Source organism: Leisingera sp. SA32 (assembly GCF_056033425.1).
Genome location: NZ_JBVYHB010000004.1, coordinates 64,093 through 87,380, shown reverse-complemented (window position 1 = coordinate 87,380; position 23,288 = coordinate 64,093). Strand labels below are relative to the sequence as shown.

Here is a 23,288-nt window from a genome sequence, read left to right as displayed (position 1 = left end):
CCCGTTCCCTCGCCGTACGAAGCCCACCCGTTGCGCGCAACGCGGGCTTAGCAACTTGTCAGGAAAATGAAAACGACAGAAACCAGCCCGCTAATATGTCAGCAGGTAATGCAGCAGATAATGCGGGTGCATTTTTGGTTCATAGGATCCGATACCACGCCAACGAGGCTCCGCCAAGGGATTTGGCTATGCCCATGCAATATCCGAAAGATCAAAAGCGGAACGCGGCCCGTAAGGACAGGGTTTCCCCGGAACCAGTGGACACCCCGCGGCCACCGCTGACGTCATGGTGCAGGATTTCGCCACTCAGCTGCAAAGCCCGGTTCAAAGATACCTGCATGCCCAGCCCGACAACCGGCCGCAGCCTGGCGTTGGTCGCGGCCTGCGCCTGCGAGCCGCCGACCGTGATGTAGCCTGTTGCGGCACCAAAGGCATAACCCGCATTGACACGGAACTGCCGCCCGGATGGCAAGGTGGACGTATTGGCCTGCGATCCCGCCTGCCCCTCCAGAACCGCGCCGTGCCCCAGCACGTCAGAACTGCCGCCGCCAATCCCATAGAATAACACCGGCCCCTGCCCACTGGCAGGGCCGAGCGCGCCCAAGCCTTGCGTCGGCACACTTTGCGTCCAATCGTCAGCCGCTGCTACGGACATGCCGACCGCGAGCATGAGAGCGACGGGCAGGATCCGGATCGGAAATTTCTTTTCAGATTTCGGCATGTGGCTATGTCTTCTGTTGCTGCGCCTTTTCTTGCGCGCCATCCCCATTGCCCAATCATCTTTGAAAATGGTTAATATTCGGTTTTTTGCCACCTGTCTGACGGCGTGAAATCACTGCGAAACTGCCCGCTGTCCCGCCCGTCTTACGCCCCGGTCGACAGCCCGTTCCCGCGAGCAAAAGTGAAATTTATGTCGCAAAATTCACAGCTGTCGTATTTGCGATAGAAGTGCCGCTTTTGTCAGCTGACCCTGTTGGAAACGCACAGGAGCCCGCATGCAGGCCGAACGCAGCCTTGTCAGCCTGATTTGCCGCACGATCGGTGCAGCCCGAGGGCGCGCGGCGCGCGGACGGCCCGGTCAGATCAGAAAACTCGAACGCTCACTCGTTTTCTGAAAGGCCACGTCATGAACACTCAATCCCCGACTCCCCGTGCCACTCGCAGCGGCGGACGCACCGCGCGGCGTGCCGCGCGCGCCGCCGCCCTTCCCGAACACCTGCGTCCTGTCCGCGCCGGCATGGAATCCACAGCACTACGCATTCTCAGCCAGGCGGATATGGAGCGCATCCACCAAACCGCCCTCACCGCGCTGGAGGAGGTCGGTCTCGCGGATGCCCCGCCGAGCGGTATCAGCTTGCTGACGGATGCAGGCTGCATCTTGGGCGACGATGGCCGCATTCGGTTTCCCCGCGCCCTGGTGGAGGACACCATTGCCCGCGCCAACCGCAGCGTCGTCCTGCACAGCCGCGATGGCAAGAACGACCTGCAACTGTCTGGCGGACGAGTACATTTTGGCACCGCGGGCGCGGCTGTCAGCATGGTGGACGCCCATGGCCGCAGCTATCGTGACTCCACTGTGCAGGATTTGCACGACGCGGCGCGGATCTGTGACCAGCTTGACAATATCCACTTTGTCCAGCGCCCGATTGTTTGCAGAGACATTGCCGATAACCTGGAAATGGATCTCAATTCCATCTACGCCACCACGGTCGGCACCACCAAACACGTTGGAATTTCTTTTAGTGATCCCAGCTTTGTGCGGCCGGGGTTCGAGCTGCTGCACATGATTGCCGGTGGCAAGGATAAATGGCTGGAGCGGCCCTTCGTGTCGAATTCCAACTGCTTTGTAGTGCCACCGATGCGCTTTGCGACTGAAGCTTGCCAGGTCATGGAGGAATGCATCCGTGGCGGCATGCCCGTATTGCTGCTGTCGGCAGGTATGGCCGGCGCAACGGCGCCCTCCACAATCGCCGGGGCCATCGCACAGGCGGTGGCGGAATGTCTGGCTGGACTGGTTTACGTAAACGCCATAAGCCCTGGCGCACCCGCTGTTTTCGGCACGTGGCCCTTCGGTCTGGATTTGCGCACCGGCGCGATGAGCGTTGGGTCTGGTGAGCAGGCACTGCTGTCGGCAGGCTGCGCCCAGATGCATAAGTTCTATGACCTCCCGGGCGGCGCTGCCGCAGGGGCGTCAGATTCAAAACTGCCGGACATGCAGGCCGGGTGGGAGCAGATGTGCTCGGCGGTGATGGCCGGGCTTTCGGGGCTCAACATGGTTTACGAGGCGGCAGGCATGCACGCCTCCTTGCTGGGGTTCTGCCATGAAACGCTGATCCTGGACAATGATCTGCTCGGCCAGGCACAACGCTGCGTGCGCGGTATCGAGGTGACAGAGGAGACGCTGGCGCTGGACCAGATGCGCGCCACCTGTCTTGGCGGGCCTGGGCATTACCTGGGCGCGGGTCAGACGCTCAGTCGCATGCAGGTGGATTATGTCTACCCCGAGCTGGGCGATCGCACCTCGCCCAAGGAATGGGTGGAACGGGACAAACCCGACCTGATCCAGAAGGCCACGGCCAAGAAAGAAAAGCTGCTGGCACAACGTGCCACCGCGCGTTTCGATGCGCAAACTGACAGGGAAATTCGCGCGCGTTTCAACATCCACCTGCCCGCGTGAATAAACAATACAGCGGAGCGCCTAAATGTGTTCCGCTGTGGTCTTGTTGCCAAAAATTAAGATAACTTTAACAATGAGCTTCTCCCTCCGGCGGAAGCCTGATAACCTAATGTTAACAGGCCGATAAACTCAAAAAGAGCGCGCTGCGCGCGTGGTTTGCCTTGCAAGAATGCCCGGACATTTTTGCAATTTTATTTTGCGTGGACGCAAAGCGACGCCGCCCTAATGCGTATGGAGGCTATTGGGGGCTGCATTTCTGCAGAACGGCACCCCGTGTTGGGGCGCGGCTGTGTGCTTTGGTCTTGTGCAAAGTGCTGCGGTCAATATTGCGTCGCTGCCCGCACCTGTGCATAGAGGGTCGGTCTGCTTTTTACTCTTCTCGAAGGTCACCAGCGCAAGACACCAACGCATATGGCGCATCCCCATTTGACCCGTTAACGGGATTGGATCCCAACAGGCGGACAGAGCGCGCCTTCTACGGCGCCGTGTCTTTGCAATTTTTCAGGCGTACTGCCGGATTGCCGTATCGCAAAACGGAACTGCAAAAATGCAGCGCAAAGCCGGGCTCCGCGCTGCATCGGGAGACTTAGAAGAATGCCTGCAAACCGGTCTGGGCACGACCCAGGATCAGCGCGTGCACATCATGGGTGCCCTCATAGGTGTTCACTGTCTCCAGATTCACCATGTGGCGGATCACATTGAACTCCAGGCTGATGCCGTTGCCGCCGTGCATGTCCCGCGCCATTCGGGCAATTTCCAACGCCTTGCCGCAGTTGTTGCGCTTGACGATCGAAATCATTTCAGGCGCGGCGTTGGCCTCGTCCATCAGGCGACCAACCCGCAAGGAGGCTTGCAGGCCCAGGGTGATTTCCGTCTGCATATTCGCCAGTTTCAGCTGAAAAAGCTGCGTGTTTGCCAGCGGGCGGCCAAACTGGTTGCGGTCCAGGCCGTATTGACGCGCCGCGTGCCAGCACGCCTCTGCCGCGCCCATCGCACCCCAGCTGATGCCGTAACGTGCGCGGTTGAGGCAGCCGAACGGGCCTTTCAGACCTTCGACATGCGGCAGCAGCGCCTCTTCGCCAACCTCGACGCCATCCATCACGATCTCGCCGGTGATCGATGCACGCAACGAAGCCTTGTTGGCGATTTTCGGCGCGCTCAGCCCCTTGGCGCCCTTATCGAGCACAAAGCCACGGATCTTGCCGCCATGCGCCTCGGACTTGGCCCACACCACAAATACATCCGCAATCGGCGCGTTGGAGATCCACATCTTGGAGCCCGTCAGCCTATAGCCGCCTTCGGTTTTCTCGGCGCGGGTCTTCATGCTGGAGGGGTCGGAACCGGCATCCGGCTCAGTCAGACCAAAACAGCCGATCCACTCACCAGTGGCCAGTTTCGGCAGGTATTTCATACGCTGCTCTTCGCTGCCGTAGGCGTAGATCGGGTACATCACCAGCGAGCTTTGCACCGACATCATCGAGCGGTAGCCGCTGTCGACACGCTCAACCTCGCGGGCGACCAGACCGTAGGAGACATAGCCCCCGCCGAGACCGCCATATTGCTCAGGGATGGTGGTGCCGAGGAGGCCCATCTCGCCCATCTCGCGGAAGATCTCGGGGTCTGTTTCCTCGTTTTCATAGGCACTTAAAACGCGGGGCTGAAGTTTTTCCTGGGCATAAGCGCGGGCAGAGGCGGCGATCATGCGCTCGTCCTCGTGCAGCTGGTCCTCCAACCGTAGCGCGTCTTCCCAGTTGAAACGGCCCAGATCCGGCGCATCCTTGGCACGCAATTCGGGTTTCTCAGTCATAATCCTGCCTTTCACCTGTGTTCGCCCGGACCCTAACGGCAGGTAAACGGAAAAAACAGCGAGACTTTCGCAAAGATGTATGACATTCACTCATACATGGCTGTATCCAGAAGATTCCTGCCCTCAATCCCCTCCCTCCGTGCCCTAGAGGCTTTGGACCGGCTCGGGAGCGCCTCTGCCGCAGCGGCCGAACTTGCGCTGACGCAGGGCGCCGTCAGCCGTCAGCTGCAAACGCTGGAGCGGCAACTGGGTTTGGAGCTGGTACAACGGGATCAGAAACGGTTGCTGCTGACCCCTGAAGCGCAGGATTACGCGGCGGAAATTCGGCAGGCGCTGAACCAGATCGTCCAGTCCACCTTGCGTTTGCAGACGGCGCCTCTGGCCGGAACCCTCAATCTCGCGATCCTGCCGGCCTTTGGTATGCGCTGGTTGATGCCGCGGCTGCCCGAGTTTGCACGGCTGCATCCGGATGTTACGATCAATATGTCGACCCGGCTGGAGCCGTTCAACTTTGCCACGGAACCTTTTGATGCCGCGATACATTTCGGTAATGCGCAATGGCCGGGCACCCAATCCCTTCTGCTGAAGCACGAACAATTGCTGCCGGTCTGCGCGCCGGACCTTCTGGCTGGCCGCCGTATCACTGATCCACAGGACATTCTCGCGCTGCCGCTGTTACACATCCAGACGAGAACCACCGCCTGGGGTGACTGGTTCGCACAGAAGAACGTGCAAGTAGACGCGGAGCTGAACGGCACAATCTATGATCAATTCTCAACCATCACCCAGGCAGCTCTGCACGGGTTAGGGGTTGCCTTGATGCCGGATTATCTGGTGGAACAGGATGTGGCCACCGGCCGTCTGGTGGCGCTGGACACAGCGCCGACGGACAGCAGTGGCGCCTACTACCTGGTCTGGCCAGAGCGAAAAGGCGGCGATACTGCGCTGGTGAAGTTTCGCGATTGGCTGGCCGACAAGGCGCAGCCCGAGGATCCGCTGCCGCGCTGACCACAGCCAAAGCGTAGGGGACGGCCCTGCAACGCCCGTCCCCCTGTTCTTTCGCAGTTACGCAGGCTTATCCCAGTGCGTAACCAGCGCCGCGCACGGTGCGCACCGGATCACTGCCGCCGTGCTGGGTTAGCGCCTTGCGCAGCCGACCGATGTGGACGTCGACGGTGCGGGTGTCGACATAAATGTCGCGCCCCCACACACGGTCCAGCAGTTGCTCGCGACTCCAGACGCGGCCAGGCTTTTCCATGAACGTGGACAGAAGACGGAACTCAGTCGGGCCCAATTTCAGTGAGTGATCGGCGCGGCTGACCTTATGCGTTTCGGCGTCCAGCACGATATCGTCGAACTCCAGCCGCACCCCTACGGTCGAGGGCCGCACCCGGCGCAGCTGGGTGCGCACCCGCGCCATCAGCTCAATGACCGAGTACGGTTTCACCACGTAATCATCAGCGCCGGTTTCCAGGCCGCGCACCTTGTCCACTTCTTCGGACCGGGCCGACAGCATGATGATCGGAATGTTGCGGGTTTCGGTGCGGGTTTTCAGCCGTCGGCAAACCTCGATTCCGCTGAGGTTCGGCATCATCCAGTCCAGGATGATGATGTCGGGCATGTCCTCGTCGACCACCAGCAGCGCTTCTTCGCCATGTTCGGCGCGCAGAACACGAAAGCCGTCGGCCTCAAGATTGTAGGCCAGAACTTCCCGCTGGGCCAGTTCGTCTTCCACGACCAGGACGGTGGGCTGATCGGCTGCCATGGCTCAGATCTCCTGCGGTGTGGTCGAGGTGGTGTCAGCTTTCTGGCGGTCCTCCTCCGGCTTGTCTCCGGTCACCAGATAGATCACCTGTTCCGCGATCGAGGTCACGTGGTCGCCCATGCGTTCGGTATTTTTTGCGATGAAATGCAGATGCATACAGGCCGAAATGTTGCGAGGATCCTCCATCATGTGGGTCAGGAACTCGCGAAACAGCGCGTTGTACATCTGGTCTACGTCACGGTCACGCTCGATCACGTCTGCGGCCAGCTCGACATCGCGCTGGATGTAGGAATCCAGAGCATCCTTCAGCATCCGCTCCACTTCGCGCGCCATGCGGCGCAGCGCAGCGGTGCCTTCGCTGATGTTCGGACCCTGGGCCAGCACACCAGTGCGTTTGGCCATGTTTTTTGCATAGTCTCCAATGCGTTCCAGGTTGGCAGCGATCTTCATGACCGACAGCACCAGGCGCAGGTCGGATGCAGCGGGCGCGCGCAGCGCGATCAGCCGAGCAGATTCCTCGTTGATCAGCTCCTCCAGACCGTCGATGGCCTTGTCGCCCTGGCGCACGGTCAGCGCCAGCTCTTCATCCCGGGCTTCCAGCGCCCGTGCGGCTTCGCGGATCGCGCCTTCGACCAGGCCACCCATCTTCATGATCCGGGCTTGAATGGCTTCTAAATCACGGTCGAAAGCGGATGCAATATGTTGCTCTACCATGTTGAAATTCCTTAAAATCAGCCGATCCGGCCGGTGATGTAGCTTTCGGTGCGCGGATCTTCGGGGTTGGTAAAGATCTGTCCTGTCGGACCGAACTCAACTAGGTTGCCCAGATGGAAGAACGCGGTCTTCTGGCTGACCCGCGCAGCCTGTTGCATCGAGTGGGTGACGATCACCACCGAATACTGGCTGCGCAGCTCGTCGATCAGCTCTTCGACCTGGGCAGTGGCGATCGGGTCCAGCGCTGAACAAGGCTCATCCATCAACAGAACCTCGGGTTCCGTGGCGATGGCCCGCGCGATGCACAGACGCTGCTGTTGGCCACCGGACAGGCCGGTGCCGGGGGCATGCAGACGGTCCTTTACCTCGTTCCAAATCGCGCCGCGACGCAGGGATTTTTCTACGATTTCATCCAAGTCCGCCTTGTTCTTCGCCAATCCATGGATGCGCGGGCCATAGGCCACATTGTCATAGATAGACTTGGGGAACGGGTTTGGTTTCTGAAACACCATACCCACCTTGGCGCGCAACTGCACAGGATCGACGCGGCGGTCGTAGATGTCTTCGCCATCCAGCAGAATGTCGCCGGTGACACGGCAGATGTCGATGGTGTCGTTCATCCGGTTCAGGCACCGCAGAAAGGTCGACTTGCCGCAGCCGGACGGGCCGATGAAGGCGGTAACGGTGTTGCTCTCGATCTCGACGTTCACGTCTTTGATCGCGTGGCTGTCGCCGTAATGGACGTTCACGTCCCTGGCGGCGATTTTGGTTGGCTGTGTGTCCACGGAGTTTTCCATCAAGGTCATGTCGTTCATCAGTATGCCCCTTTACCAGCGGCGTTCAAAGCGGCGGCGCAGGATCACCGCGAGGGTGTTCATGGTCACCAGGAAGATGAGAAGGATGATGATGCCGCCCCAAGCGCGCTCATAGAACGCAGGGTCAGCACGTTTGGCCCATTCGTAGATCTGTGCAGGCATCGCGGAGTTCGGTGCCAGAAGCCCGTCGGTCAGGCTTTCAGGTGGGTTGGAGGCGATGAAGCCAACCATGCCGATCAGCAGCAGTGGCGCGGTTTCCCCCAGCGCCTGGGCCAAGCCGATGATGGTGCCGGTCAGGATGCCGGGTGCAGCCAGCGGCAGCACGTGGTGGAACACCGCCTGCATCCTGGACGCGCCAACTCCCAGCGCTGCATCGCGGATCGACGGCGGCACCGCCTTCAGCGAGGCGCGGGTGGAGATGATGATCGTCGGCAGGGTCATCAGCGTCAGCACCAGCCCGCCCACCAGCGGAGCCGAGGTCGGCAGATGCATATAGTTGATGAACACCGCCAGCCCCAGAATGCCGAAGACAATCGACGGCACCGCAGCCAGGTTGGCGATGTTTACCTCGATCATGTCCGTAAGCCAGTTTTGCGGCGCGAATTCTTCGAGATAGATCGAGGCGGCAACGCCGATTGGCAGTGCCAGCGCCAGCACCACCAGCATCATGAACAGGGAGCCCAGCATCGACACGCCCATGCCCGCGGCCTCAGGCCGGGCGTCAGACGCATCGGCCCCGGTGATGAAATCCAGATTGAAGGTTTTACCCAACACGCCCGCCGCGGCCAATGCATCAACAAGATCAAGCTGTTCCGGCGAAATGTTCTTGTCGTTTCCGATGGTATCACGATGCACGCGCCCCTTCAGGTAGCCATCCACCCGGCTGGAGGCCAGAAAGCGGAACTCCACAACCTCGCCGACCTGGTCCGGGTTCGCGATGACGTACTCGCGCAGCTGAGCCGCAGCGTTCTTGGACAGGATGCCCGCCAGCGCCTTGGGTTTCAGATCCGTCTCGATCCCCAGCTGTTCGACCACCTGGGCCATGGCGTCCTTGATGATCGGGGCATAGCCGAAGGTCGTGACCTTCTTGATGTCCTCCAGATCCCGGTTGCCCTTCTTGTCCAGCTTGCTTTCCAGCAGTTCGACGTTCAGCGTGACAAACGTCTGCTGAAAGGCGCCGGAGCCCTTGCCCACGATGGTGACAACCAGCACAGCCAGCATCACCAACCCTGCGGCAATGGCCGCGATGCCATAGGCACGAAAGCGTTTCTCGGCGGCGTTGCGCTTGCGGGTGCGCGGCGTTTTGGTCAGCAGCGAGCCACCATGTTTGCGCGGCTCCGGCGCGGCGCCCGGTGTGGAATGGGTGAGGTCAGTCATTAGTCATACTGCTCCCGGTATTTGCGCACGATATAGAGCGCCAGGACATTCAGGCCGAGGGTCAGCACAAACAGGCTGAGGCCCAGGGCAAAGGCAACAAGGGTTTCGGGGCTGGCGAAATCGGTATCGCCGGTCAGCTGGCTGACGATGCGGGTGGTGATGGTGGTCATCGAGTCCAGCGGATTGGCTGAAAATTTGGCAATAGCGCCTGCGCCCATCACCACGATCATCGTCTCACCGATCGCGCGACTGGCCGCGAGCAGAACCGCGCCAACGATCCCCGGAAGGGCCGCGGGCATTACCACCTGGCGCACGGTTTCGGATTTGGTTGCGCCCAGCCCCAGAGAGCCGTCGCGCATGGATTGCGGCACCGAATTGATGATATCATCGGACAGTGAAGACACAAAGGGGATCAGCATCACCCCCATCACCAGACCCGCGGTCAGAACCGAGGTGGCGCCCGCCATCCACTCAACACCCAGAAGACCGCCCTTGCCGAACAGGTCCACCAGCGCGGGCCCCACGGTCAACAGTGCAAACAGGCCGTAAACGATGGTGGGAATACCCGCGAGGATCTCCAGCAACGGCTTGGCAAAGGCGCGCACCGCACCGGTTGCGTATTCCGACAAGTAGATGGCGGCAAACAAGCCCACCGGCACTGCAACCAGCAGCGCGATGAAGGAGATATAGAGCGTGCCCCACAACAGCGGCAGGATCGACAGCTCGCTGTCCCCGCGGAAGTTGGGGGCCCAAGTGGAGCCAAAGAAAAAATCGGTCCAGCTGTGCAGGGCGAAGAAGTTCCTGGTTTCGAACAGCATGGACAGGACGATGCCGACGGTCGTCAGGATCGCCAGCGAGGCCGCGAGGATCAGCAGCGCCATCACCGCGCGCTCCACCACGTTGCGGGCGCGAAATTCCTTGTGGGTGCGTGCGTAGGCCCAGCTGAAACCGCCAAGCGCCAGCAGCGCGACAACCACTGTCATGGCGGTGCGCCCGGTGGCAGAGAGGTTGCGGTAGGCCTGCGCCGCGGTCAGCACCTCACCGCCGACGTCATCGCCGAGTGCCACGCCGACCTCGCCCAGCAGCGCCCGCACATCCCGGTTGCCACTGTCGAGATCACGGGCCTCGCCGCGCGACAACAGCCCGCGCTCCTGCGCCAGGTCCAGACCTTCGGCAACCCGGCGCACGTCACTCATCACCAGACCAAGGGTCGAACTCTCCGGCACGGCCTCCGCCGGGATCAGCGCGGAGATGCGGTTTTCGATCAGCAAAGGTTGTGCCAGCAGCCAGACCACCATCACGGTGATCGCGGGCACAAAGGCCGAAAGGGCAACATGGTAGCCATAGTAGGACGGCAGGGAATGCAGCTCTCTGGCATCCCCGCCTGCACTGCTGAGCGCGCGGGCGCGCCCCCAGTAAAACCCTGCTGCGGCCAGCGCAAGCAGGAGAACGACAAGCCAGATCGTAGGCATGGAGGGCTCCGTTGGGTGGTAGCGTAAAGGCAATAACAGTGCCGGGCAGGTAACAAGAACCGGGGCGGTCGGAACCGCCCCGGCGTCACTAGTTCAGTCGCGGGGCCGGATCAGGAATTGCCGCCCATCACGGTCTCTTGGCTCACGGCTTCCTGGGTGTCGGCCAGTTCCGGATCCGCAACCAGTCCGTATTCGGCCAGCGGGCCATCGGGACCGGCAACCTCATCGGCGACGAAGAACTCGGCATATTCTTTCAAGCCGGGGATCACGCCGATGTGGGCTTTCTTGACATAGAAGAACAGCGGCCGGGACACCGGGTATTCGCCGGTGGCAATGCTCTCGGTCGACGGAACCACGCCGGACATGGTCGCAACCTGCAGCTTGTCGGTGTTGTTTTCATAGAACGCCAGACCAAAGACGCCCACGCCGTCCTTGTTGCTCTCGATGCGAGCCAGGGTCTCGGTGTAGTCGCCGTCGATATCGACGGATTTGCCGTCGGTGCGCAGGGCGATACAGGCTTTTTCGGCTGCTTTCTTGTCGCCGCCGTTGGCTTCCTTGAAGGCGTCAAAGGCACCGGTAGCTTCGCAACCGGCCAGGATCACCTTGTCTTCGAACACTTCACGGGTGCCGTGCTTGGTGCCCGGAACAAAGGCCTGGATGTCGACAGCCGGGAAGTTCGGGTTCACATCGGCCCAGGTCTGGTTCGGGTTGTCGACCAGTTGACCGTCGACCAGCACCTTGTCGGACAGTGCCAGGAACCAATCCGTCGGGGTGTATTCGAAGGCGTTGGCATTGATGTCGGAGGCAAAGACGATGCCATCGTATCCGATACGCACCTCAATGATGTCGGTGACGCCGTTTTCGGCACAGACGGCGATTTCCTTGTCCTTGATCTTGCGCGAGGCATTGGCAACGTCGATGGTGTTCTCACCGACGCCTTCGCAGAACCGCTTGAGCCCCGCCGAGGAGCCGCCGGATTCAACAACCGGAGTCGGGAAGTCGAAGTTTTCGCCAAAGGCTTCGGCAACGATCGAAGCATAGGGCAGAACGGTGGACGAACCGGCAACCTGCACCTGGTCGCGCGCAGCGGCAGCAGTGGCGGATACAGCGGAAATTGCCAGGGCGGATGCGGTCAGTTTCACAAAGGACATCTGAGTCTCCAAGAGTTTCAATGGTCGATCACCCCCACGATGATCTTGTGGCCTCTCCTAAAAGACGCTGATGAGGCTTTTGTGACGCCTGTGTAACAGCTGTATGACAAGGGCCGCCCGCAGCGCAAAAAAAGTGATGCAATCCCGACAAAAGCGGCCACAGCAGTGGGTGGCAGCCTGATGTCGGCGGGTCGGACAGTCCGGTCCTTACCGGGGCAAAATGACTGTAAACGTCGCCCCGTGGCCCAAATCGCTCTCGACGCGCAGCCGACCGCGGTGGCGATTGACGATGTGTTTGACAATCGCCAGCCCGAGCCCGGTGCCGCCCTTTTCGCGCGAACGATGACTGTCGGCGCGGTAAAAGCGCTCGGTCAGGCGCGGCAGGTGGACCGGGTCAATGCCCGGCCCGTTGTCGATCACCTGAACGCGCGCGGCAGCGGCGCGCACCGCGGGATCGCGGTCGGCAAAGCTCAGCACGACCCGCACCCGGTCACCGCCATACTTGATGGCATTTTCCACGAGATTGGTGAAAACCTGCTGCAACTGGTCAGGATCTCCGGTGACGGGCGGACAGCTGTCCGGTGTGTCCAGCTCCAACGTGACGCCGCCGGCCTTGGCCAATGGCGCCAGGGTGCGCAGGGTCGAGCCCAGATGCGCTGCAAGATCAACTTGCGCCTTGGGCCGCACGCGTTCCTCGCTTTCGACCCGGTTCAGCGACAGAAGATCCCCAACCAGACGGTTCATGCGGCTCGCCTCGCCTGCCATGATGTCCAGGAACCGATCGCGGGCGGCGCTGTCCTCGCGCGCAGGGCCACGCAGGGTCTCGATGAAACCGATCAGCGCGGTCAGCGGCGTGCGCAGCTCATGGCTGACGTTGGCGACAAAATCGCGGCGCATCTGGGTGGCCTGCTCACGTTCTGTGGTATCCTCGAAACAGATCAGAACCGCGCCGCCATCGACCGCGCCCACCCCAGGTACATACCGCAGGTTCACCACAAAGGTCGTGTCCTGAGCGCCATCATTCGACAGGTGGCGCGCTTTGCGCGGGGCGCGGTCGCGCAGGCAGCTCTCGACGGCAGAGGTGACGCTGGGCTGACGCAAAATGGTGGCGAAATGGCGCCCTTTCACGCCTCCGCCCAGCAATGCCGCGGCTTCGGGGTTGAGGGCAATGAACCGTTCGGTCTGATCGATCAGCACCGCCGGGTGCGGAATTGCCGCCAGAAAGCCATCTATGATCTCAGGTGTCATCGGGTCCCCGCAGGTGAAGGTCCGGCCTGATTAGCGCCGCCATGTAAAACTGATGTGGCAGCGCGGGTGGCCCGGTGCCCGGAGGCGCAGCCGTGCTTATAATGGCTTCAGCTCGTCGCGAAACCGGCGCATGTTGTCCTGGTAGTGCCGCGCGCTTTCGCTCAGCTGTGCGGCCAGCGCATCGTCGACTTGGCGCACGACCTTGCCAGGGCTGCCCATCACCAGCGAATTGTCGGGGATTTCCTTGCTTTCGGTAATCAAGGCCCCTGCCCCGATCAGACAGTTTTTGCCGATCTTCGCCCCGTTCAAAATGGTCGCGCCCATGCCGATCAGGGTGTTTTCACCAATGATGCAGCCGTGCAGCATCGCCTTGTGGCCGATGGTGCAATTCTTGCCAATCGTCAGTGGATAGCCGGCATCAATGTGCATCACCACGTTTTCCTGCACATTGGTGCCTTCGCCGATGCGGATTTCCTCATGGTCGGCGCGAATGGTGACGCCGAACCAGATCGACGCGCCGGCCTCCATCACCACCTTGCCGACAAGATTTGCATCGGGGGCGACCCAGGTGTCGGCGTGGATCTGTGGCTTGTGTTCGCCCAGGGCATAGATCGTCATGACTGTTCCTCGAACTGGGTTTGCAGGGTGCGCACATGGTCCTGAAGCCGCGGTTGCTGAATACGACGCATGCGCTCGGCCTCGACGATGGTTTTCAGCTTGGCCTCGGTATCGTCCAGATCATCATTGACAAGCACATAGTCGTAATAGCCCCAGTGGCTGATTTCGTCCCAGCTTTTCATCATTCGCTTGGAGATGACATCATCGCTGTCCTGCGCACGCGTCTCCAGACGGCGGCGCAGTTCGGTGATCGACGGAGGCAGAATAAAGATCGACAGCGCGTGCTTGCCCAAATCCGAATTGCGGATCTGGATCTCCCCCTGCCAGTCGACGTCAAATAGAACATCCTGCCCGGATTCGATGGTGTCACGCACCGGGCCTGCCGGCGAGCCGTAGAAATTGCCGAAGACATGGGCATGTTCCAGCATCTCACCCTTGGCAACCTGCTGTTTGAACTCATCCTCCGACAGGAAGTAATACTCGCGCCCGTGTTCCTCGCCGGGGCGCGGGGCGCGGGTGGTCGCGGAAACCGAGAATTTCAGACCCGGATCCCAGGTCATCAGCCGACGCGCCAAGGTGGACTTGCCCGCCCCCGAAGGCGACGAGAGGATAATCAAAAGGCCGCGGCGATCCGCCATCTTGGCACTCCTTATACTTATTCGATGTTCTGCACCTGCTCGCGCATCTGGTCGATCACGGTTTTCAACTCCAGCCCGACCGCCGTCAAGCCGCTGTGCTGCGCTTTGGAGCACAGAGTGTTGGCTTCGCGGTTGAATTCCTGCATCAGGAAATCCAGCCGTCGGCCCACCGCGCCGCCCTTGCGCAGCAGATCGCGCGCAGCGGCCACGTGGGCTGCCAGACGGTCCAGCTCCTCGGTGACATCCGCCTTGACCGCGATCAACGCCAGTTCCTGCGCCAGCCGGTCTGGATCGACGCCCTCAGCATTGTCCATCACACGGGCCAGGTTGGACCGCAGGGTGTCGGCCATCCGGGTCTTGCGATCCGCGGCCTGCTCGCCCGCCCGACGGGTCAGCGCCGCAACCTGATCCAGCTGGTCGTTAAGGATTTGGGCCAGCGCCACGCCTTCGCCTTCACGCATTTGAACAAAATCTTGCAGAAGTTTTCGCAATTCCGTCTGCATCTGGGCAACCAGCGGCGCGGGATCATCATCGCCCGAAGCCTGTTCCAGCACACCGCGAAAGCCCAGCAAGTCGGCCGCCGATGTTGGGCCAAGATCCACCTGATTTTGCCGTGCGATGTCCTCGGCCTCGGCCAAGGCACGGACCAGCGATTGCAGCACAGGCGTATTGACTTGCATCTGCCCGGCGCCGTCTTCGGCCCGCGACACCCGAAGGGTCAGGGACACGCTCCCGCGTGTCAAAGCCGCACCCAAAGCCTTGCGCACATGGGCCTCCAGCCCATCCAGCCAGTCCGGCACCCGCAGGCGCAGGTCCAGCCCCTTGGCATTGACAGAGCGCAGCTCCCAGCTCCAGCTGTGCGGCCCAAGGTTGCCCTGGGCGGAAGCGAAGGCGGTCATGCTGCGGATGGTCATATGGGCAGGCCTTTCTCGTGGAAAACAGGGTTGATCCGGTCTACTGCCATGGCGCGACCGGGCGCAAGAGCTATCGCCGACACGGGCAAACTGGGCCGCGTTAACCATTGCTTAAAGATTTAGTCCAAATTTGATTTATATTGTGTCATCTTAACTTCAGGGTAACCAAGCTGGTCCTAAGTCTTAACGCAGCACGCTGCTGCCGGGGGGCAAAACAAGTGACCGGGGTTCTAGGGGATAATGAAATGACGTTTGGCAGTCGCAGTGGAACCAAGACCGACGGCAACCAAAAGAAGGTTGTATCGATGAACCGTTTCCGCAAGGGTGGCCCGCTGTCGCCTCTGCGCCAGGCAGAGGCCTATTGGACCGCGCTGCGCCGTGGCGACGATGTGCCGAGCCGCTCGCAGATTGATCCGCGCGGTCTGGAAAACATCCTGAGCAATACTTTCATCCTGGAACGTATCGCGCCCGGTATCGCGCGGTTCCGTCTGGCCGGCACGCTGGTCAACGAACTGGCCGGGATGGAGGTGCGCGGCATGCCCGCAACCGCCTTCTTCACCACCGACGCCCGCAAACAGCTCAGTTCCGCCATGGAGCATATGTTCGAGACTCCTGCAATCGTTGAACTCGGCCTTCAAATCGAAGCCCCCCGCCTGCGAACACCACGCACGGCCCGGATGCTGCTGCTTCCGCTGCGCAGCGACCTGGGCGACATCAGCCGGGTATTGGGGGTTCTGGTCGCCGACGAAGGCACCACCGTGACGTCTCAGCGTTTTTCGATCACCTCCATCGAAATGCGCGCGGTCAGCAGTGCGCCCGCCGATGATGCCGCACCGGAATTCAAGGCAAAACCCCGCAGCGAAGACGACAAGCAGCCGGTGGATGTCAACAGCCCGAACGAAGGCTTCGAGGAGGTGCAGGCTCGCTTCAAGCACGAACGGTCCATCCTCGACGAGGCCAAGGCTCTGCTGGACCGCAGCCGCCGCACACCGGCGCAGGACGCGGCTGCCCCGAGCGACAGCTCTTCTCGCGGCGGAAAGAAAGCTTCTCACCTGCGCCTAGTGGTCAGCCGCGACTGATCACCGGAGCAGACTGCTGCTGTCGGCCACCGGGGGGGGAGGCAGACACAGCAGGCCAAATACCGACGCGACAGCGTTCGCCCTAAAACGCGTCCGGTTGCGCCCTCAATCTACGATTCAAGTCTACGGTCATAGCACTTGAACGCACTACGCCCCGTGGAGAACTCCACGGGGCGTTTTTTTGATCCGGCAACAGTCGCGGACGGCGCGGCGGCGACAATGAAGCGGGGCCGCGCCAACGATCTTCGATCAGCCTGCCTGACGGGCTGCCTGCGCCGCTCGCAGGCTCGACAGCTCTTCAGCCACCAGGAACGCCAGTTCCAAAGATTGGCTGGCGTTCAGCCGCGGATCGCAGGCGGTGTGGTAGCGATCGCTGAGGTTCTCCTCGGTCACGGCGCGCACACCGCCGGTGCATTCCGTCACGTCCTGGCCGGTCATCTCGAAATGCACACCGCCGGGAACGGTGCCCTCGGCGCTGTGTACCCCGAAAAAGTCGCGCACTTCGCGCAGCACGCTGTCGAACGGACGGGTCTTGTACCCGGTCGAGGACTTGATGGTGTTGCCATGCATCGGGTCGCAGACCCAGGTGACATTGGCGCCCTCTTCCTTCACCGCCTTGACAAGCCGCGGCAGGTGCTCGCCGGCCTTGCCCGCGCCAAACCGCGCGATCAGGGTCAGTTTGCCCTCCTCGTTTTCCGGGTTCAGCTTGGCCATCAAGATCTTGAGATCCTCGGCGGTGGTGGTCGGGCCACACTTCAGGCCAATCGGGTTCAGCACGCCGCGGCAGAACTCCACATGCGCCCCGTCCGGCTGGCGGGTGCGATCACCGATCCAGATCATGTGGCCGGAGCCTGCCAGCCATTTGCCGGAGGTGGAATCCAGCCGGGTCAGCGCCTCTTCGTATTCCAGCAGCAGGCCCTCGTGGCTAGTGTAGAACTCGACGCTGGAGAATTCATGCGTGGTCTCGGCGTTGATGCCGGCCGCGCGCATGAAATCAATGGAGTCCTGAATCCGGCTGGCGATTTCGCTATACTTCTGGACCTCCTGCTCATCGGTGAAGCCGAGCGTCCAGGCATGGACCCGGCTCATGTCCGCAAAGCCACCAGTGGAGAAGGCGCGCAGGAGGTTCACCGTTGCGGCCGCCTGGGTATAGGCCTGCAGCATCTTCTGCGGATTGGGGATGCGGGATTCCGGGGAGAATGCCAGATCGTTGATGATGTCGCCGCGATAGCTGGGCAGCTCCACACCATCGATGATCTCCGTGGGTGCGCTGCGCGGCTTGGCAAATTGGCCCGCCATGCGGCCGACCTTGATGACCGGCACCTTGGCGCCATAGGTCAGCACCATCGCCATCTGCAACATCACCTTAAACGTGTCGCGGATCGCATCGGCGCTGAACTGGTCGAAACTCTCGGCACAGTCGCCACCTTGCAGCAGGAATGCCTCGCCGCGACCGGCAGCACCCAGATGCTGTTTCAGGCGGCGCGCCTCGCCTGCGAAAACCAGCGGCGGAAAGTTGGCAAGCTGGCCTTCGACGGCGGACAGCGCCGCCGCATCCGTATAGTCCGGCATCTGAACCCGCGGTTTCTGGCGCCAGCCCGTTTTTTGCCATTCGCTCATGACTTTACTCCGCTGAAGTGGACCTAAATATATAGTGGGGGCATCTATACGAAATCCGCGGCAGGGTGACCAGTTTAGAATTGCCGCCACTTGACCCTGGCAACAAGCTGTGAGCACGGTCTTGCGACCTGCCGCGGCGTCACACCGCGGACCGACTTGTTTCTTGAAGGACGCTCGCCATGCAGACGCAACGCAAGCCTGCTGATTCCAGACTTGAAGCCGGCCAGCCCAAGCGGTTCGTCTTTGTGCTTCTCGACAATTTCACCATGCTTTCTTATGCGTCTGCGGTGGAATGTTTGCGCATCGCAAATCGGATGAACGGCGGCGACACCTATTCCTGGTCGCTTATCGGCGAAGGCGGCGACACTGTAACCTGTTCGGCGGGAACGACTTTCAAGCTCGATAGCGACCTGATGGACCTGCATCGCGACGACGTGATGATTCTTTGTTCCGGCATCGATGTGCAGGACGCGACCAGCAAGAAACTGCTGTCCTGGCTGCGCCGCGAGGCCCGCAAGGGGCTGACCATCGGTGGGCTGTGTACCGCGTCCTACGTACTGGCCAGGGCCGGGCTGTTGGACGGAAGACGGGCGACGATCCATTGGGAGAACGCGGACAGTTTTGCCGAAGAATTTGACGAGGTCGAGCTGAGCAAGTCGGTCTTTGTGATCGACGGCAACCGGCTGTCCACGGCGGGCGGCACATCGTCCATCGACTTGATGCTCAAACTGATCGCCAATGACCACGGCGAGGACCTGGCGAATGCCGTAGCGGATCAGCTGATCTATTCATCGATCCGCACCGATCAGGATACCCAGCGGCTGTCGATCCCGACCCGGATCGGGGTGCGCCACCCGAAGCTGTCACTGGTGATCCAGATGATGGAAGCCAATATCGAAGAGCCGATCAGCCCTTCGATCCTGGCGCAGGATGTAGGCATGTCCACCCGCCAGCTGGAGCGATTGTTCCGGCGTTACCTGAACCGCTCTCCCAAGCGGTATTACATGGAACTTCGGCTGCAAAAGGCGCGAAATCTGCTGATGCAGACCGACATGAGCGTGATCAACGTAGCCCTCGCCTGCGGCTTTGCTTCGCCGTCGCATTTCTCCAAATGCTACCGCGCCCACTATGACACCACGCCTTACCGCGAGCGGGGCAGCAAGGCAGCTGCGGCGGCGCAAAAGGCGTGAGGCCGCTCAGCGGGACAGCCTGAAAATCGCGCCTTCGGTTTCCGAAGCGAACCAGATGCTGCCGTCGGCGGCCTCCTGCACGTCGCGGATGCGGCCCGTCATTGGGCCGCGCAACTGCTCAACCTCCCGCAGGGGCTGGCCGGACAGGCGGGCGATATAGTCAAACTTCAGCGAGCCGACAAAGATGTCGCCGCGCCACTGCGGCCACATCTTGCCGGAGTAAATCATCATGCCCGATGGCGCGATGGAGGGATCCCAGTACCACTCTGGCTGCTGCATGCCCGCCTTGGCGGTGCCCTCGCCGATCTTGCGACCTGAGTAGTGACGACCATATGAGATCACCGGCCAGCCGTAATTTGCACCGCGACGGATCCGGTTCACCTCGTCGCCGCCGCGCGCGCCATGTTCCGCGACCCATAGGTTGCCCTGCAAATCCAATGCCATGCCTTGCGGGTTGCGGTGGCCGTAGGACCAGATCTCGGGCTGGGCATCATTGCGATCCGCAAAGGGATTGCCGCCAGGGACGGCACCGTCGCGCATTATGCGCACCACCGATCCTTGATGCCGCCGCAGATCCTGCGCGCTGGGCCTGTCACCGCGCTCCCCTAGGGAGACAAACAGAGTGCCGTCGCGCGCCTCCACCACGCGGGCGCCGAAGTGACGGCCGCCCGTCGCACCCGGCGCCGCCTCGAACAGCTGTCGCACCCCGTCCAACCGGCTGTGATCGGCACTGAGCCGTGCCACCGCCAGCGCCGTGCCGGCCCCACGCCCTTGGCGTTTGCTGTAGGTCAGGAACACCTCGCGGCTGCTGGCGAAATCACGTGGCACCATCACGTCCAGCAGGCCGCCCTGCCCCTCGTCCACCACTTTAGGCCCGCCGCGCACCTTTTGTACGCGGCCGTCTTTAACGTAGTGCAAGCTGCCCGCGCGCTCTGTCACAAGCAGCCCGCCATTGGGCAGAAACGCCAGCGCCCAGGGCACCTCAAACCCGTCTGCCACCCGCGTCACGGTGAGCGCGCCGAGGCTGCTGCCCAAAGTTTCCGCTTGAACGGCTCTGAAAATAGCCAGAAAGACCAATAACATCGCTCCGAATGCCGCTTTTTGTCGCATTTCCAACTTTTCCTTTCTCCGTTTCCGCTGTAGAGCCAAGCGGCGCTGTCTCAGGGGAACTGACGGAGGGCCAGCGCACTGAGGACGGCCCTGGGGAGATGACGCCGGTCAATAAGACTTTTCTTTCTTTTCCGGCATGCCTAGGGTCCGATGTGAACATTCTTGTTCCAAGATGAGGGAGTACTCAAATGAAAAAGCTGCTTATGGCCACGGCCGCCGCCGCGCTGACCGCAGGCACCGCTTTTGCGGGTGGCCACGCCAAAGAAGTGAAACTGGGCCTTCTGTTCGGCTTCACCGGTCCGATCGAATCGCTGACACCGTCGATGGCGCAGGGCGCAGAGATGGCGATGGAAGAGATCACCAAATCCGGCAAGCTGCTGGACAGCGCCACGGTGACCCCGGTCCGCGCTGACACCGGCTGCATCGACAACGGCCTGGCCACCGCAAACGCGGAAAAGCTGCTGGCTGAAGGCATCAACGGTATCGTGGGCGGCGACTGCTCCGGCGTGACAGGCGCGATCCTGCAGAACGTGGCTCTGCCCAACGGTATGGTCATGATCTCTCCCTCGGCAAGCTCTCCGGGCCTGACCTCGATGGAGGACAACGGCCTGTTCTTCCGGACCACCCCGTCGGACGCGCGCCAGGGCCAGATCATGGCAGAGATCCTGAAGGACCGTGGTGTTGAATCGATCGCTCTGACCTATACCAACAACGATTACGGCAAGGGTCTGGCCGACTCCATTCAGTCCTCCTTTGAGGAATCTGGCGGCACAGTTACCATCGTGACCGCGCATGAGGACGGCAAGGGCGACTATTCCGCTGAAGTCGGCGCGCTGGCGTCGGCCGGTGGCGATGTGCTGGTTGTTGCAGGCTATCTGGACCAGGGCGGTCTGGGCATCATTCAGGGCGCGCTTGACAGCGGTGCCTTTGACACCTTCGGCCTGCCCGACGGTATGATCGGTGAATCCCTGCCCAAAAACATCGGCCCCGACCTCGACGGCTCGTTCGGCCAGATCGCAGGGTCCGACAGCAAGGGCGCCGAGATCTTTGCCGAAATGGCCAAGGAAGAGGGCTTTGACGGCACCTCCGCCTACTCGTCGGAATCCTACGACGCAGCGGCCCTGCTGCTGCTTGCCATGCAGGCGGCCAATTCCACCGATCCTTCTGACTACGTCGGCAAGATCCTGGACGTGGCCAACGCCCCCGGCGAGCCGATCAACCCCGGTGAGCTGGGCAAGGCCCTGGAGATCCTCGCCGAAGGCGGTGACATCGATTACCAGGGTGCCACCGGCGTTGAGCTGATCGGCCCCGGTGAGAGCGCAGGCTCCTACCGCGAGATCGAAGTGAAGGACGGCAAGAACGAGACCCTACGGTTCCGTTAATAAGCGCTTGAAACTTAACCAAGAACGATCAGCCCGGGTTTTGCCCGGGCTGTTCCAAATTAGAGGCCGCACAATCGCGGCAGGGGATGAATGACATGATCGTCGTCGAGGACTTGCATAAGCACTTCGGCGGGTTCCATGCGGTGGATGGCGCCTCGCTTGAAATCGCTAAGGGGTCCATAACCGGTCTGATCGGCCCGAACGGGGCCGGCAAGACCACTTTGTTCAACGTAATCGCAGGGGTGCTGGAGCCCACTTCCGGCCGCGTCACCATGGACGGTGAAGACATCACCGGCCTGCCGCCGCATGAGCTGTTCCACAAGGGATTGCTGCGCACCTTTCAGATCGCGCATGAGTTTTCCTCGATGACTTGCCGGGAAAACCTGATGATGGTGCCGAGCGCGCAGTCGGGCGAAAGCCTGTGGAACACCTGGTTCGGCCGCAAACGCATCGCCGACGAGGAACGCGCACTGCGCGCCAAGGCCGACGAGGTTCTGGAGTTTCTGACCATCAGCCACATTGCCGATTTGAAGGCAGGCCAGGTGTCCGGTGGCCAGAAGAAGCTGCTGGAGTTGGGCCGCACCATGATGGTCGACGCCAAGATCGTCTTTCTCGACGAAGTCGGCGCCGGCGTGAACCGCACTCTGCTCTACACCATCGCAGATGCCATCAAGCGTCTGAACGAAGAGCGCGGCTATACCTTCGTGGTGATCGAGCACGACATGGAATTCATCGACCGTCTTTGTGACCCGGTGATCTGCATGGCCGAGGGCAAGAAACTGGCCGAGGGCACCCTGGACGAAATCAAGGCCAACGAGCAGGTGGTCGAGGCTTACCTGGGCACCGGTCTGAAAAACAAAGACAAACTGGAGGCAGCCACATGAGCGGCACCCCCTACCAGGACGATCATGGCAACAAAGACGCCTCGATCACCAACCGGCATGGCGCGGGTGCGATGCAGCCCGCCCATCCCAAAAGCGGCCTCACCCGCAAGGTAGATGGCGGTCCATTCCTGATCGGCGACACCATGACAGGGGGCTATGGCAAGGGCCCCGACATCCTGCATGAGTGCACCATTGCCGTCGACAAGGGCGAAATCGCCGTCATCGTCGGCCCCAACGGTGCCGGTAAGTCCACGGCAATGAAAGCCGTCTTTGGCATGCTCGATGTGCGCGCGGGCGCGGTCCGGCTTGATGGCGAGGATATCACCCAGCTCTCCCCGCAGGACCGGGTGATCAAGGGCATGGGCTTTGTGCCGCAGACCAGCAATATCTTCACCTCGATGACGGTGGAAGAAAACCTGGAGATGGGCGCCTTCATCCGCACAGATGATTTTTCCGACACGATGGAGCAGGTCTATCACCTATTCCCGATCCTGAAGGAAAAGCGCAACCAGTCTGCAGGCGAGCTGTCCGGTGGCCAGCGCCAGCAGGTGGCCGTGGGACGCGCGTTGATGACCCAACCCAAGGTGCTGATGCTGGATGAACCCACCGCGGGCGTCTCTCCCATCGTGATGGATGAGCTGTTCGACCGCATCATCGAGGTGGCCCGCACCGGGTTGCCGATCCTGATGGTGGAGCAGAACGCGAAACAAGCGCTTGAAATCGCGGACAAGGGTTACGTTCTGGTGCAGGGGCGCAATGCCTACACCGGCACCGGCAAAGAGCTTCTGGAAGACCCGGAAGTGCGCAAATCCTTCTTGGGGGGCTGA

The 23,288-nt window shown here is 61.4% G+C and carries 21 protein-coding genes; 7 read left to right on the top strand and 14 right to left on the bottom strand.

Features of this window, described 5'->3' with window-relative positions; genetic code table 11:
* Positions 1 to 211: 211 nt before the first annotated feature.
* Positions 212 to 721, bottom strand: a complete 510-nt coding sequence (locus AC0IPL_RS07740; protein WP_474273339.1) for a hypothetical protein — start codon at positions 719 to 721, stop codon at positions 212 to 214.
* A gap of 405 nt (positions 722 to 1,126) precedes the next feature.
* On the opposite strand from AC0IPL_RS07740, the gene AC0IPL_RS07735 reads away from it, so the two are divergent.
* On the top strand, positions 1,127 to 2,677 hold the full coding sequence (locus AC0IPL_RS07735) for a trimethylamine methyltransferase family protein (RefSeq protein ID WP_474273337.1): 1,551 nt from the start codon (positions 1,127 to 1,129) through the stop codon (positions 2,675 to 2,677).
* Between the two features lie 586 nt (positions 2,678 to 3,263).
* Here the strand turns inward: AC0IPL_RS07735 and AC0IPL_RS07730 are convergent.
* Entirely contained in the window at positions 3,264 to 4,484 is a 1,221-nt protein-coding gene (locus AC0IPL_RS07730; RefSeq protein ID WP_474273336.1) for an acyl-CoA dehydrogenase, read from the bottom strand.
* A gap of 96 nt (positions 4,485 to 4,580) precedes the next feature.
* On the opposite strand from AC0IPL_RS07730, the gene AC0IPL_RS07725 reads away from it, so the two are divergent.
* A complete protein-coding gene (locus AC0IPL_RS07725) occupies positions 4,581 to 5,492 on the top strand; it encodes a LysR substrate-binding domain-containing protein (RefSeq protein WP_474273334.1) in 912 nt (303 codons plus the stop codon).
* A 67-nt stretch (positions 5,493 to 5,559) separates the two neighbouring features.
* Here the strand turns inward: AC0IPL_RS07725 and phoB are convergent, their stop codons facing one another.
* From phoB to AC0IPL_RS07675, 10 genes are all read right to left on the bottom strand, one after another.
* Positions 5,560 to 6,249: a phosphate regulon transcriptional regulator PhoB gene (gene phoB, locus AC0IPL_RS07720; RefSeq protein WP_474273332.1), complete on the bottom strand. Its 690-nt coding sequence runs from the start codon at positions 6,247 to 6,249 to the stop codon at positions 5,560 to 5,562.
* Positions 6,250 to 6,252: 3 nt separating this feature from the next.
* Positions 6,253 to 6,963: a phosphate signaling complex protein PhoU gene (gene phoU, locus AC0IPL_RS07715; protein WP_474273330.1), complete on the bottom strand. Its 711-nt coding sequence runs from the start codon at positions 6,961 to 6,963 to the stop codon at positions 6,253 to 6,255.
* A 17-nt stretch (positions 6,964 to 6,980) separates the two neighbouring features.
* Positions 6,981 to 7,778, bottom strand: a complete 798-nt coding sequence (gene pstB, locus AC0IPL_RS07710) for a phosphate ABC transporter ATP-binding protein PstB (RefSeq protein ID WP_474273328.1) — start codon at positions 7,776 to 7,778, stop codon at positions 6,981 to 6,983.
* A gap of 12 nt (positions 7,779 to 7,790) precedes the next feature.
* The gene (pstA, locus tag AC0IPL_RS07705; RefSeq protein WP_474273326.1) at positions 7,791 to 9,155 is read right to left on the bottom strand and encodes a phosphate ABC transporter permease PstA; all 1,365 of its coding nucleotides are present in this window, start codon (positions 9,153 to 9,155) and stop codon (positions 7,791 to 7,793) included.
* Positions 9,155 to 10,627, bottom strand: coding sequence for a phosphate ABC transporter permease subunit PstC (gene pstC / locus AC0IPL_RS07700; RefSeq protein ID WP_474273325.1), 1,473 nt, complete (start codon positions 10,625 to 10,627; stop codon positions 9,155 to 9,157). The genes pstA and pstC overlap by 1 nt, the downstream gene beginning before the upstream one ends.
* A gap of 110 nt (positions 10,628 to 10,737) precedes the next feature.
* On the bottom strand, positions 10,738 to 11,778 hold the full coding sequence (locus tag AC0IPL_RS07695; RefSeq protein ID WP_474273324.1) for a substrate-binding domain-containing protein: 1,041 nt from the start codon (positions 11,776 to 11,778) through the stop codon (positions 10,738 to 10,740).
* A gap of 207 nt (positions 11,779 to 11,985) precedes the next feature.
* A complete protein-coding gene (locus AC0IPL_RS07690) occupies positions 11,986 to 13,026 on the bottom strand; it encodes a sensor histidine kinase (protein WP_474273322.1) in 1,041 nt (346 codons plus the stop codon).
* A 96-nt stretch (positions 13,027 to 13,122) separates the two neighbouring features.
* Positions 13,123 to 13,644: a gamma carbonic anhydrase family protein gene (locus AC0IPL_RS07685; RefSeq protein ID WP_474273321.1), complete on the bottom strand. Its 522-nt coding sequence runs from the start codon at positions 13,642 to 13,644 to the stop codon at positions 13,123 to 13,125.
* Positions 13,641 to 14,282, bottom strand: a complete 642-nt coding sequence (gene gmk / locus AC0IPL_RS07680; RefSeq protein WP_474273319.1) for a guanylate kinase — start codon at positions 14,280 to 14,282, stop codon at positions 13,641 to 13,643. Before gmk ends, AC0IPL_RS07685 begins: the two co-directional genes overlap by 4 nt.
* Before the next feature lie 17 nt (positions 14,283 to 14,299).
* Positions 14,300 to 15,196 (bottom strand): YicC/YloC family endoribonuclease, encoded by an 897-nt coding sequence (locus AC0IPL_RS07675; RefSeq protein ID WP_474273318.1) that lies wholly within the window; start codon positions 15,194 to 15,196, stop codon positions 14,300 to 14,302.
* 245 nt (positions 15,197 to 15,441) lie between these two features.
* On the opposite strand from AC0IPL_RS07675, the gene AC0IPL_RS07670 reads away from it, so the two are divergent.
* Positions 15,442 to 16,275, top strand: a complete 834-nt coding sequence (locus tag AC0IPL_RS07670) for a PAS domain-containing protein (RefSeq protein ID WP_474273317.1) — start codon at positions 15,442 to 15,444, stop codon at positions 16,273 to 16,275.
* Positions 16,276 to 16,524: 249 nt separating this feature from the next.
* Here the strand turns inward: AC0IPL_RS07670 and AC0IPL_RS07665 are convergent, their stop codons facing one another.
* The gene (locus AC0IPL_RS07665; RefSeq protein ID WP_474273316.1) at positions 16,525 to 17,895 is read right to left on the bottom strand and encodes a class II 3-deoxy-7-phosphoheptulonate synthase; all 1,371 of its coding nucleotides are present in this window, start codon (positions 17,893 to 17,895) and stop codon (positions 16,525 to 16,527) included.
* A 179-nt stretch (positions 17,896 to 18,074) separates the two neighbouring features.
* Here AC0IPL_RS07665 and AC0IPL_RS07660 point away from each other — a divergent pair, with 179 nt between their 5' ends.
* Complete coding sequence (locus tag AC0IPL_RS07660) at positions 18,075 to 19,085, top strand: GlxA family transcriptional regulator (protein ID WP_474273315.1); 1,011 nt, start codon at positions 18,075 to 18,077, stop codon at positions 19,083 to 19,085.
* A gap of 6 nt (positions 19,086 to 19,091) precedes the next feature.
* On the opposite strand, the gene AC0IPL_RS07655 is transcribed toward AC0IPL_RS07660, so the two are convergent.
* Entirely contained in the window at positions 19,092 to 20,195 is a 1,104-nt protein-coding gene (locus tag AC0IPL_RS07655; RefSeq protein ID WP_474273313.1) for a PQQ-dependent sugar dehydrogenase, read from the bottom strand.
* 188 nt (positions 20,196 to 20,383) lie between these two features.
* On the opposite strand from AC0IPL_RS07655, the gene AC0IPL_RS07650 reads away from it, so the two are divergent.
* From AC0IPL_RS07650 to AC0IPL_RS07640, 3 genes are all read left to right on the top strand, one after another.
* A complete protein-coding gene (locus AC0IPL_RS07650; RefSeq protein WP_474273311.1) occupies positions 20,384 to 21,577 on the top strand; it encodes an ABC transporter substrate-binding protein in 1,194 nt (397 codons plus the stop codon).
* A 95-nt stretch (positions 21,578 to 21,672) separates the two neighbouring features.
* Entirely contained in the window at positions 21,673 to 22,461 is a 789-nt protein-coding gene (locus AC0IPL_RS07645; RefSeq protein ID WP_474273310.1) for an ABC transporter ATP-binding protein, read from the top strand.
* Positions 22,458 to 23,288: an ABC transporter ATP-binding protein gene (locus tag AC0IPL_RS07640; RefSeq protein WP_474273308.1), complete on the top strand. Its 831-nt coding sequence runs from the start codon at positions 22,458 to 22,460 to the stop codon at positions 23,286 to 23,288. The genes AC0IPL_RS07645 and AC0IPL_RS07640 overlap by 4 nt, the downstream gene beginning before the upstream one ends.